The 12386-nt window shown below is 66.9% G+C and carries 9 protein-coding genes; 2 read left to right on the top strand and 7 right to left on the bottom strand.

The window, feature by feature from the left end; genetic code table 11:
* Positions 1–32: 32 nt before the first annotated feature.
* On the bottom strand, positions 33–455 hold the full coding sequence (locus EO139_RS03195) for a hypothetical protein (protein ID WP_104584323.1): 423 nt from the start codon (positions 453–455) through the stop codon (positions 33–35).
* Between the two features lie 284 nt (positions 456–739).
* Between EO139_RS03195 and EO139_RS21810 the strand changes: the two genes are divergently transcribed.
* Positions 740–1351, top strand: coding sequence for a hypothetical protein (locus EO139_RS21810; RefSeq protein WP_126969318.1), 612 nt, complete (start codon positions 740–742; stop codon positions 1349–1351).
* 539 nt (positions 1352–1890) lie between these two features.
* Complete coding sequence (locus EO139_RS03180) at positions 1891–2937, top strand: kelch repeat-containing protein (protein WP_126969280.1); 1047 nt, start codon at positions 1891–1893, stop codon at positions 2935–2937.
* Between the two features lie 142 nt (positions 2938–3079).
* Here EO139_RS03180 and EO139_RS03175 read toward each other — a convergent pair whose 3' ends face one another.
* The 6 genes from EO139_RS03175 to EO139_RS03150 all read right to left on the bottom strand — a co-directional run bounded on the left by EO139_RS03175 (position 3080) and on the right by EO139_RS03150 (position 12282).
* A complete protein-coding gene (locus tag EO139_RS03175) occupies positions 3080–4117 on the bottom strand; it encodes an SMP-30/gluconolactonase/LRE family protein (protein WP_126969279.1) in 1038 nt (345 codons plus the stop codon).
* Between the two features lie 76 nt (positions 4118–4193).
* Positions 4194–5378, bottom strand: coding sequence for an endo-1,4-beta-xylanase (locus EO139_RS03170; protein WP_164739705.1), 1185 nt, complete (start codon positions 5376–5378; stop codon positions 4194–4196).
* A gap of 239 nt (positions 5379–5617) precedes the next feature.
* On the bottom strand, positions 5618–8296 hold the full coding sequence (galB, locus tag EO139_RS03165) for a beta-galactosidase GalB (RefSeq protein WP_126969316.1): 2679 nt from the start codon (positions 8294–8296) through the stop codon (positions 5618–5620).
* A gap of 184 nt (positions 8297–8480) precedes the next feature.
* Entirely contained in the window at positions 8481–9902 is a 1422-nt protein-coding gene (gene uxaC, locus EO139_RS03160) for a glucuronate isomerase (protein ID WP_126947283.1), read from the bottom strand.
* A 51-nt stretch (positions 9903–9953) separates the two neighbouring features.
* Positions 9954–10946: an endo-1,4-beta-xylanase gene (locus tag EO139_RS03155; protein ID WP_126969278.1), complete on the bottom strand. Its 993-nt coding sequence runs from the start codon at positions 10944–10946 to the stop codon at positions 9954–9956.
* Between the two features lie 10 nt (positions 10947–10956).
* Entirely contained in the window at positions 10957–12282 is a 1326-nt protein-coding gene (locus EO139_RS03150; RefSeq protein ID WP_126947277.1) for an MFS transporter, read from the bottom strand.
* Between the last annotated feature and the right edge of the window lie 104 nt (positions 12283–12386).

Below are 12386 nucleotides of genomic sequence, written 5' to 3'. Positions count from 1 at the left end.
CATTGCCCAGGCGTCTTCGGCCTGCTTGCGGATCACTTCGCCTGCCGCCCCTGCACGGCACCAGCGGTGCCGAACAGGCGCATCAGCACCACGACGAGCAGCGCAACAAAGCTCAGCTCCCACACATAGAACGCGATACCCACGTGGTCGATCATGACCTGGTGGCCCGCCTCGTTCTTGTCGAACCGGGTTGCGCGAAAGGTATCCAGCCCGATCAGGCACGCCGCTACCAACAGCGCCGCCGCCACCTTGTCCACCTTGAAGAGGTAACACAGCCACGCCAGGAAGAACAACGGATTGCTCATCCAGGCCACGCATTGGCCATCGACCACCTGCATCCAGCCAAGCAGCAGGATGACGAAGCCACCCAGGTGATCATTGCCGCCATGCAATGCAGGCAGGCATAGCGCAACGCCGTACAGCAGGGCCGATAACACGGGTAGAAAAATCTTCACGAGCGTCCTTGTCCAGGATGAGGCGAGTGTGCGTGTGCTCTTCCGGAGCTCCGGATCGCATCTGCATGGGCGAGCTGGTCCACTATAGACACTGCGCGCGCAGCTTTCACCGGCGCCCCGGGCCAGCCAGGGCGGCCATCCCCACACCCGGTTGCGGCTAATGCGTACCGGTTTTCTTCGCAGCGCCCGCTCCGCCTGCCCGCTTGGCAGCGCTGCCCTTACGTACCACGGCCATGTTGTCGACCAGGTTGGGATAGGGCCGGCCCGCTGCCTTGGCGCGCTGTCTGGCCTGCGTCTTCTGCGCTGGAGAAAGCGAACCTGAGCGCGAAGCACGCTTCGGATCCGGCTTGTTCCATGGCGCTGAAGCCTTGCCCTCGCCTTTCTTTGCAGTGCTGCGCGTGGAGGCGCTCTTGCTGGCCGCAGGTCGGCGAGCGGCGGTCCTTTTTGTCGCAGTCTTCTTTGCAGGTCTTTTCTTCGCCGTCGCTTTCTTGACTGCGGTCTTCCTTGCTGCGGTCTTCTTTACAGCCGCCTTCTTGGCTGCCGTCGTGCCGGTGGCCTTGCGGGCACCGGTCGACGACCTGGACGTTGATGTCCCCGCGCTACCGGCCGCTGCTTTGCCGGCTGCGTCTTTTCTCGCCGAAGGTTTCTTCGTGGAGGCCGTTGCGGTTGTGTTCCTTGCGGCCTTCTTTGCGGCGGTCTTCCTTGCGGTGCGTTTTGCTGCGGTCTGCCCGGCGGTGCGTGTCTTCGTACCACTGGCGCCAGCGGCGGCCGTGTTGCTGGTGCCTGTGCCCTTTCCTGCTTTGGTCTTCGCGCTGGCTGCATCGTGCAGACGCTGGTACAGCCGCGCCGCCCAGCGCTGGCCGGCGTCGCCGCCCCAGAGCAGCCAGGCGATGTAGCCTGCAGACGGCGCACTGCGATCGGCCCAGCCCTTGGCATTCTTGTCCACGCTGTGACGCGCGAAGTACGCATGCATGCGCCGGATGGTCTGCGTGGACAGCGACGTCTGTGCCGACAGGTCGCGCGCGCGCGCAACGCCGATCGCGGTGCCGCCACGCCCGTGCTGTTCGCGCAAGCGCAGTCCGCGTGCCGCTGCGTTGGCAACGTTCCTGGGTGGCAGTGTCGAAATCGCCTGCTTTGCTGGTGTGCGTGGCACGGGTTGCTCCTGTCGCATCGAGTTGCCGTAGTGTTCGCATGCGCCGTGCTGCTGCATGTGAAGAGGCTGGCAGCGGGCCTGCGCACACCACACGCCGGTGGAGGTGACTCGGCGATACGCGGCGCGCGCTTGCGCGGTCGCCAAGGCGAGCTCTCGCTCAGCATGCACCGGCAAGCGACATCCGCCGCGCCAGGCGCAGCCGCAGATCAGCCTGCTTGGGAAGCTGGATCGCCGTGCATGTGTCGCTACACTGGCCTGCCACGGCTATCGCAAGAGTGCTGCATGCGCCTGTTGAAGACCTCGTTCCACGCGGGCCTGCTCACTGCCGCAATCGGCATGCTCCCCGTGCTTGCGCAGGCTGCCGACGCAGCGGCGCCGGCAACCACATCGGCGCAATCGACACAGTCGCCCCAATGGCAGGTGCTGAGCACACGCGATCAACCGCATGCGCGCCATGAGAACAGCATGGTGGCCATTGGCGATCGCCTGTATCTGGTCGGCGGACGCGATCAGCGCCCGCTGGAGATCTTCGACACCCGCACGCGCCGCTGGTCGCAGGGCAGTGCGCCGCCGCTGATGGTGAGCCACGCGCAGGCGGTGGTGTCGTCGGGCAAGCTGTACGTCGTGGGCGGGTTCACCGGCGACTATCCCGAGGAAGCGTCGCTGAGCAATCTGCTGATCTACGATCCGCGCACCGACCACTGGCAGGTGGGTCCGGAGATTCCCAAGCATCGCCGCCGCGGCGCGGCAGGCGCCGTAGAACACGACGGCGTGCTGTACCTGGTGGGCGGCAACACGCGCGGCCATATGAGCGGTTATGTGCCATGGCTGGATGCGTTCGACACCAGAACGCAGCAATGGACGCAGCTGGCCGACGCACCGCGTGCCCGCGATCATTTCCATGCAGTGGTGCTCGACGGAAAACTGTATGCCGCCGGTGGCCGCAGGTCGGCGCACGAAAGCGGCAATACCCTGGCGCAAACGATCCCCGACGTCGATGTGTATGACATCCAGCGCGGCACCTGGTCGGTAGCACCGGCTGCGCTGCCGACGCAGCGCGCAGGCACTGCGGCCATCGCACGCAATGGCCGCCTGCTGGTCATCGGTGGCGAGAGCATGCGGCAGGTCAAGGCGCACGACGAGGTGGAAGCCTACGACCCAGCCGCATCCACCTGGACGACGCTGGCAGCATTGCCGCAAGGGCGGCATGGCACCCAGGTTGCCGCCATCGGCGACGATCTGTACATCGTTGCGGGCAGCGGCAACCGTGGCGGCGGGCCGGAGCTGGATGATGTGTTGGTGTTGGGCGGGGCGGAAGCCACACGCTAAGCGAGGTGGGGTGCATCCAAGCCGGATCGCAGTCTTGGCTCGAAGGGAAAGCGACTTGTCGTGCGGGTCTTTCGGTAACGCTTCATCGCGGCCAGGGCCGCTCCTACAAGAGCGGCGACTGGGTGTGGCGGGCTACCGGGTGCTACCTTGCAAACTCCAGGCCCCGCGCCTTGACGCGCACCCGCGTCAGCATCGCGTGCGAGGTCATGTAGAGGGTGTGGCCGTCGTCGCCGAAGGCGCAATTGGAGATGGCCTCGCCGGTTTCGATGCGGCCCAGCCTGCGGCCGTCGGGGGCGAACACGATGACGCCGCCGGGGCCGGTGGCGAACAGGTGGCCGTCGGCGGAGACCGCCATGCCGTCGGGCAGGCCGGGCGCGTCCTTGGCCACCAGATCGGAGGCGTCGGCGAACACGCGCTTGCCGGTCACCGCACCGTTGGCGTCGAGCGTGTAGGCCATCCAGATCGGGCGCTGCGGATCGGAGTTGGCCACATACAAGGTGCGCTCGTCGGGCGACAGGGCGATGCCGTTGGGAAGGCTGAGGCTGTCGTCCAGCAGGTGCACGCTGCCGTCGGTGTCCAGGCGGTAGATGCCGTTGAAGCGCAGTTCCTTGACCGGCGAGTCGTTCATGCCCTTCAGGCCATACGGCGGGTCGGTGAAGAACACCACGCCATCGCTGCGGCGGACCAGATCGTTGGGGCTGTTGAAGCGGTGGCCTTCGAACTGCGTTGCCAGCGGTGTCTTCTTGCGCGTGACCGGGTCGAGCCTGGCGACGATGCGCGTGCCGGAATCGGCCAGCAGCACGGTGCCGCCAGGTTCGGCATACAGACCGTTGGCGCCGGCCTCGCGTAAGGTCGCCTGCTCCGGGCCGCTATAGCCGGAGGGCGACAGAAACACCGACAAGCCTCCGTCTTCGGACCAACGATAAAGCTTATTTTCCGGCACATCGGTGAACAACAGATAGCCGCCATTGCGCACCCAGGCCGGGCCCTCGGACCAGGTGAAGCCTTCGGTGAGCTTCTCGATGCGCGCGTCGGCCGCAACCACCTTACCGAAGCGCTGGTCGAAGGTTTCCAGGTGCCCGATCGCCGTGAAGCGCGGCGGCGGAGCTTCCTTTTTCGTCCAGGCAGCGACAATGGCCAGCAGCGGAACGGCCAACAGCAGATAGGGCGGTAAGCGCATCGGTCAGTCCAGTAACGAAGTCGGGCCATGATGCCACCATGCGTGTGCAGGTCTGCTGCGCACGCTGGCCACCATGCTAGCGCTCGCCAGCGTGCGCCGGCACCGCCAATATCGCATCCACTGCCGGCTTGGGCTGGTGATTGCGATCGAACAGCAGCGGATAATTGGTACGCCCCGGCACGGGGTAGTCGTTCTTCCATGACATGCCGTCGGTGACGCCCCAGACACTGACGCGGGCGAGCTTGTCGCGCTTGCGCCAGAACAGCGCGAACAATTCGGCGTAGCGATCACGCAGTTGCGCCTGCACCTGCGCTGGCAGGCCATCGCGATACGGGTCGAGAAAGCGCTTGAATTCCGGCAGCTGGAACTGCTTGTGTGCAAGGCCGGTGCCGATGACCTGGCCTTCCCTGGTGAGCGGCAACACGTCGATGTCCAGCTCGGTGATCATGACCTTGATGCCGAGCGCGGCGTAGGCATCGATGGCGTCTTCGATGTCGCGCAGGCTGGGGTAGTTGAGCCCCCAGTGTCCCTGCATGCCCACGCCGTCGATACGGATGCCGGCCTGCTGCAGCATCCTGACCATGCGCACGATCCCGTCGCGCTTGCTCGGCCGCCAGGCGTTGAAATCGTTGTAGTAGAGCTGCGCATCCGGTGCATACCGCTGGGCAAAGGCGAAGGCGTTACGCACCACGGTGTCACCGTCGCCGACCCGCTGCACCCAGTTGGTATCGCGGTAACTGCCGTCTTCGTCGATGATCTCGTTGACCACGTCCCAGGCCTGTACCTTGCCGGCATACCGCCCTGCCACCTGCGCGATGTGCGCGCGCATGCGCTCCAGCTGCGCGTCGGCGGTGTTGGGCTTGCCCTGTGCATCGACGAAGAACCAGTCCGGCGTCTGGTTGTGCCAGACCAGCGTATGGCCGATCACGAACAGGTCGTGGCTGCGGCCGTAGGCGACGAAGGCATCGGCGGCGCTGAAGTCGAACACGCCCGGACGTGGCGCAACCACCTCGGCCTTCATCACATTTTCGGCGGTGACGGCATTGAAGTGGCAGGCGACCAGCGCGGAAGAAGCGGCATCCTTGCCGGAGACGATGTCGGCATTGACGGCGGTGCCGATCAGGAAGCCGTCGGCGTAGGCGCGCCGGAGCGACGTGCTGCGGGTGTCGCAGGCAGCGGAGGCTGGCAGTGCAGTGACGGCGCTGATGACGGCGAACGCAATGCTCAGGCAGGTTGATGCGCGCGTACTGTTTTCTTGCATGACAGGCTTCCTGATCGGATGCGTTTTCTGTTCTCTTCGCGGCTGACCGTGACTGGCAATGCGCGCCAATGCGGGATCGCAGCTTATGCGTTGCCAGGTGCGTTTGAATCCAGCAACCACGCTAGCGAACGCGGGAGCACGTTTGCATCCATCGCATCTGTTGCGTGCAGGCACCGCATCGCCATCCGCACGCGACAGCTCACCTGCACGTGCCACACACTTGCCGAGCAGCAGCCCCATCACTCCACCACCACCTGCGCACTGGCCGCCTGCAAGCTGTCGGACTCGACATGGACGGTGATCGTGCCCCGCACGCCGGCCTTGCCGCGCACGATCGCCAGACACAGGCCGTTGAAGGCGTTGCGCTGCGGCGCGGCGAACGACTCCAGGTTGGTGGGGTCGCCATTGTCGGTGGCGACGAGTTCGCCCGGGCCCTCGATGCGGAAACGCAGGCGGTCGCCAGCGGTCGGCGCAGGACGGTCGGCGCGATCGAACAGGCGCACGGTGACAAAGCTCAGATCCTGCCCGTCGCCACGGATGCGGCTGCGGTCGGGCATCACCTGCATGCGCGCGGCGCTGCCGGCGGTCTGCACGCGGTCGCTGGCCCAGGGTTTGCCCTGCCTGTACGCCTGCACGCGCAGCTCGCCGGGCTGGTAGACCACACCGTCCCAGCGCAGCCGGTACTGCAGCGGGCCCTTGCGCTTGCGCCCCTGCGAGACGCCGTTGACGAACAGCTCGGCCTCGTCGCCGGAGGTGAACACATGCACCGGCGTGACCTGGCCCTCGCGGCCGGGCCAGGTCCAGTGCGGCAGCAGATGCGCCATCGGCAGGTCGGGGCGCCAGCGTGACTGATACAGCCAGTAGCGGTCCTTGGGAAAACCGGCCAGATCGAAGATGCCGGAGTAGGAACTGCGCGAGCTGTAGTACGGCGTGGGCTCGCCCAGATAATCGAAACCGGTCCAGACGAATTCGCCGGCAACATACCGATGCTGGTCCTGGGCCGCGAACACCTTGTCGGCGCTGGAGCCGAAGTCCACCGCGTGCAGTTCGTAGGCGCTGACCTGGTGCACGACTGAATCGCCGCCGCGCCCATCGCGCACCGGCGCGCTGGCGTCCGGCGTCACCGGAAACAGATACACGCCGCGGCTGCTCAAGGCCGAGGCGGTCTCGCTGCTGAGGATGGCCTTGTGCGGAAACGTCGCATGGAACGCCGGGTATTGCGGTTGCTTGCGGATGCGCTCGGTGCCGGCGAATTCCGGTGTGTCGCGGATGCCCTCGCCCTGGTAGTTGAGGCTGATGACATCCAGTGCAGCGGGCAGTGGCATCTCGGGCGAGGCGTAGTTCATCGCCACCGTGGCCGGGCGCGAGGGGTCTTCCTCATGCACGATGGCGTGCAGTGTGCGTGCGATCGCCGCGCCCTGCTCGCCGGTGTATTGCTCGCCGACCTCGTTGCCAACGCTCCACAGCATCACCGAGGGATGATTGCGGTCGCGCCGCAGCATCGCGCGCAGATCCGGCTCGTGCCACTGCGGGAACACCAGGTGGAAATCCAGCGGGGTCTTCTTCATCTGCCAACTGTCGAACACCTCGTCCACCGCCAGCAGGCCCATGCGGTCGGTCAGCTCCAGCAGCTCCGGCGCGGGCGGGTTATGGCTCATGCGGATGGCGTTGGCGCCCATCTGCTGCAGCAGCTGCAGTTGCCGCTCGGCGGCGCGCACATTGAACGCCGCTCCCAGCGCGCCGAGGTCGTGATGATTGTTCACGCCGCGAATCGGCACCTGTTCGCCGTTGACCAGCAGGCCCTGCTCGGCATCGAACACGATGCTGCGGATGCCGAACGGCGTTTCGTAGCGATCCACCAGCTGGCCATTGTGGCGGACCTCGGTCACTGCGACATAGCGATGTGGGCGCTGGGTGGGCGGCGGGCCCCAGAGACGTGGATGGTCGATCTGCGTGCTGCCCTGCACGCGTGCGCTCCCGCCCGCGGGAACCGCAACCCGCATGGCGGCAATGCGCGCGACCGGCTCGCCACTGCGCGTACCGCGTGCAGCGTCGAGCACATAGATCACGGTGCTCACCTGCGCCTGCACCGCACTGCGGGCGGCATTGTCCAGCGTGACTGCCAGCTGCACCTGCGCGGTGTCGGCCGACACCTGCGGCGTGGTCAGCTGCGTGCCCCAGTGCGCGACATGCAGCGGCGCGGTCCTGGTCAGCCATACATTGCGATACAGCCCGCCACCGGGATACCAACGCGCCGAGTCGGGCGGGTTGTCCAGGCGGATCGCCAGTTGGTTGCGCGCACCAAACACCACGTGCGGGCTCAGGTCCACGCGCCAGGAGCTGTAGCCATACGGCCAGCCGCCGACCAGCTTGCCGTTGAGCCAGACCGTGGCATAGGCCATCGCCCCATCGAGATCCAGAAACAGCGAACGTCCGCGATCGCTGGCCGGAATGTCCAGCGTCTTGCGGTACCAGCCCACGCCCCAGCTCGGCAGGCGCCCCATGCCGCCGTACGGGCCATCGGCCAGGAACGGCCCGGCGATGGCCCAATCGTGCGGCAGATCCACGCGCTCCCAGCCACTGTCGTCGAACTGCGGCTGCACGAAGGCCACGCTGCTGCCCGGATGCCCGGGTGGGCGGACGTGGCGGTTTGCCGGGTCTGCAATCAACGCATTAGCCGTGGGCAGGATCCACGGCTTGAGCACGCGTGTTGCGGCGGCATCGAGGTGCTGCGCCTGCTCGGGCCGGGCATCGGCCACCTTGCCGTCTTCGCTGCGTAGCACCTGCGGGCGGATGTCGTAATCCAGGAGTTGGCGATTGCCGGGAGGGTCGCCGCGGTGGAAGCGCCATTGCGCGTTGAGCGAGACCCGCTCACGTGGCAGTTCGGTAGGCGCCGGTGGTGCTGCCAGCGCGGGCATGACGATGAAGATGCAGAGCATCGCCACACGTGCAACACCTGCGCAGCGCCTCAAATCGCGCATCACCGGTGCCTGCCTGCCGGCACGCGTCATGGCGCGACACTCTTCTGCCGTCTATGCACGCACGGCATGTTCGCCCTTCGTGCACACGGGTGGGCATCGCTGCCTGCTGCCTCGCCCACCTTCACAGGTGGTAGGCCCGCTTGGGCAAGCGGTAGGCCAGATCGATCGCCACCTCGACCGCTTCATCCTCATCCAGGCGATGCTCGGCAACCAGCCTGGCGAGAAACGCGCTGTCCACGCGCCGCGCCACATCGTGGCGTGCCGGAATAGACAGGAAGGCGCGGGTGTCGTCGTTGAAACCCACGGTGTTGCAGAAGCCGGCGCTGGCCAGGGTCTGCTCGCGGAAGCGCCACATGCCCTCCGGCGCGTCATGGAACCACCAGGCTGGGCCCAGCAACAGCGACGGGTAATGCCCGGCCAGGGGCGCCAGCTCGCGGCTGTAGCTGGTCTCGTCCAGGGTAAACACGATCAGGTGCAGGCGCGGGTCGTTCCCGAACCGGTCCAGCAAGGGCTTGAGCGCATGCACGTAGTCGGTGCGCATCGGAATATCGGCGCCCTTGTCGCGCCCGAAGGTCTGGAACAGCTGCCGGTTGTGATTGCGGAAGCAGCCCGGATGCAGCTGCATCACCAGGCCATCGTCCAGGCTCATCGCCGCCATCTCGGTCAGCACCTGCGCGCGGAACAGCTCGGCCTGCGCCGGCGTGGCCGCACCGCGCACCACGGTGTCGAACAGGCGCTGCGCCTCGGCCGGCGACAGATCGGCGGTGGCCGCGCTGGGGTGGCCATGGTCGGTGGAGGTTGCGCCGTGTGCGGCAAAGAACGCGCGGCGCTGCCGATGCGCACGCAGATAGCCCTGCCAGCTCAGCACGTCCTCGCCGGTGAGCGCGCCAAACTGCTGCAGCGCGCCGGCAAACTGTTCGTGTTCGGGGTCGACCACCGGGTCCGGCCGGTACGCGGTGAGCACGCGTCCCGTCCAGCCGCTGGCGCGAATGGCCGCGTGGTGCTGCAGCGTGTCCAGCGGCGATTCGGTGGTGGCGATCACCTCGATGTTGAAACGCTCGAACAAGGCCCGCGGGCGAAACGCCGCTGTCTGCAAGGCGGCGGTGATGTGGTCGTAGTAATGATCGGCGGTGCCGGCATCCAGCCGGATGCGCAAATCGAACACGTCATGGAAGACATGGTTGAGCCACAACGCTGACGGCGTACCGCGCAGCAACGTGTAGTGCTCGGCGAACACGCGCCACGCCGCGCGCGGGTCCACCGCCGCGCGCGACCCGTCCGCCCGCGGGATGCCCAATGCGTCCAACGCGATGCCCTGGCTGTAGAGCATGCGGAACACATAATGGTCCGGCACCAGCAGCAACTCGGTGGCATTGGCGAATGGCGCATCGGTGGCGAACCATGCCGGGTCGGTATGGCCGTGCGGGCTGATGATCGGCAGCGCGGCGACCTGCGCATACAGGCGCCGTGCGATCGCGCGCGTGCCAGGGTCGGCGGGCAGCAGGCGGTCGTCGTGCAAGGTCAGGGGCGAGGGCGTGGACATGGAATCAGGGTATCCAGAGAGACGAAGAACGAAACCTGTCGGCCGCCCGCGTCATGGCGCGGACGTGCCGGGATGGCTGGCAACGTAATCGCGCAGCCAGGTCAGCGCAGGCCGTTCGGTGCCATCGGCACGGATCAGGTACGCCGCCTCCTTGTCGCGCCACAGGCCGGGGCGGAACCCCCACAGCGTGATGCCGCGCACCGCCGGGTGCTCCCAGAACACCGGGAAGACGCGCTGGTAGTCGGCCAGCTGCTGCGCATCGCTGGGGCCGTCCAGATCGAACTCGGTGATGTAGGTCGGCAGGCCGGTCGCGGCCAATGTATCGAGATTGGCACGATGCACCGACATCGCCACGTTCGGGGTGGTTTCGAAGGCGTGCTCCTGCACGCCGATCGCATCGACCAGCTGCTCGCGCTGCAGCAGCTGCACGATCTGCAGGTACTTCTGCGTGGCCTGGGCGCTGTTGGTGATGCTGTAGTCGTTGATCATCAGCCGCGCACGCGGGAAGTGCTGGCGCGCCAGCCGGAACGACTGCAGCACCCATTCCCAGCCGCTGGCGCCGTTGCCGCCGAGTGCCTGCAGATAATTGCCGCCGCCGGTGTCGTCCTTGCTGGGCGGGTCGTTGAGCGGTTCGTTGACCACTTCCAGCAGGTCGATGTCCGGATACCGCTGCGCCACCGCAGCAAACCACTGCGCGATCTCGCGGCGTTGCTCGGCCGGCGGCAACGACTTGATCCACTCCGGCTGCTGGTTGCCCCACACCATCACATGCATCTGGAACGGCATGCCATTGGCCTTGGCAAAGCGGTAGGCCGTATGCAGCCCGCTCCAGTCCATCTGGTCGCGCACCGCTTCCACGCTGCCCCACTTGCCGCTGTTTTCGGGTGTGAGCTTGTTCCAGTACTGCGCGAATCCTGGCGCCTGTTGCGGGCTGTAGGCACTGCCCAGGAACTTGGGCGCGCCGGCGGCCAGCGGCGCGGCCTGCGCCAGGCTTGCGATGTTCGCTGCAAACAACACGCCGGCTGCCAGTGTGCGTAAGTGCATGATGCTCCCCTCAGGACGATGCGGTGGCGGCCGGTGAGGCCGCTGCCGGCAGCTGCGCCGGCTCCAGGCGTGGTACCAGCGCGTGCACCAACGCCAGCGCCAGCAGGTAGGCCGAGCCTGCCATCAGGAACACCGGCACATAACTGCCGGTGGCCTGCAGCAGGAACCCGATGAAGGTGGCGATCAGCATGCCACCGACCGCACCGGCAAAGCCGCCGATGCCGACCACCGTGGCCACCGCATGCCGCGGAAACATGTCCGAGGGCAGCGTGAACAGGTTGGCCGACCAGCCCTGGTGCGCGGCGGTGGCCAGGCCGATCAGGCCGACCGCCAGCCACAGATTGTCGGCACGTGCAGCGAACACGATCGGCACCACCGAGACGGCGCAGATCAGCATGGCGGTCTTGCGCGCGCGGTTGACGCTCCAGCCGCGCGCGATGAAGCGCCCGGCGACCCAGCCACCGGCGATGCTGCCGATGTCGGCCAGCACGAAGATCACGATCAACGGCGCGCCCAGTTGCAACAGGCTCAAACCGTATTCGGCATGCAGGAACTTGGGCAGCCAGAACAGGAAGAACCACCAGATCGGGTCGGTGATGAACTTGCCCAGCACGAACGCCCAGGCCTGCCGGTGCCGCAGCACCTGCAGCCACGACAGCCGCCGCTGCACCGGCTCGTGCGCATCGCTGCGGATATGCGCCAGCTCTGCCGCCGACAGGCCGGGCTGCTGCTCCGGCGGGTGATAACTGAGCCACCACACCAGCAGCCAGGTGGCGCTGAGCACGCCGGTGAACAGGAAGGCCGCCTGCCAGCCCCAGGCGGTGGCGATCAGCGGCACCAGCAACGGCGCGACGATGGCACCGATATTGGAGCCGGAATTGAAGATGCCGGTGGCCAGGGCGCGCTCGCGACGCGGGAACCACTCGGCCACCGTCTTCAACGCAGCGGGGAAGTTGCCGGACTCGCCCAGCCCCAGGAAGAAGCGCGCGATCGCAAAGCCCACCACGCTGGTGGCCAGCGCATGCCCCATCGCCGCCAGGCTCCAGATGCCGATCGCCAGCGCGTAGCCGACGCGCGTCCCGAAGCGGTCGATCACCGCACCGCTGCACAACAGGCCCAGCGCGTAGGCGGCCTGGAAGGCGGTGACGATATAGCCGTACTGGATCTCGTTCCAGCCGATCTGCGTCTGCAGAAACGGCGCCAGCACGCCCAGCACCTGGCGGTCGACATAGTTGATGGTGGTGGCGGCAAGCAGCAGTGCGCACACGCGCCACCGCATGCGGCCCAGGCGCGCCAGCGTGCCGGCGGGCGCTGCGGCGTGCGGCAACTGGCTCATGTGCCCGCGCGCCGCAGCGCTGCTGCGCGCAGCATGCGCGGGGCAATCGCGCAGCGACCACTGCTAGGCACTGCCGCATGCTCGGGGTAGCCCGGCCTCTGGCT

Source organism: Xanthomonas sp. BRIP62411, assembly GCF_003993525.1.
Classification (GTDB): domain Bacteria; phylum Pseudomonadota; class Gammaproteobacteria; order Xanthomonadales; family Xanthomonadaceae; genus Xanthomonas; species Xanthomonas euroxanthea.
Note: the sequence above shows the minus strand (reverse complement) of the source record. Positions and strands in the feature narration are given on the sequence as shown.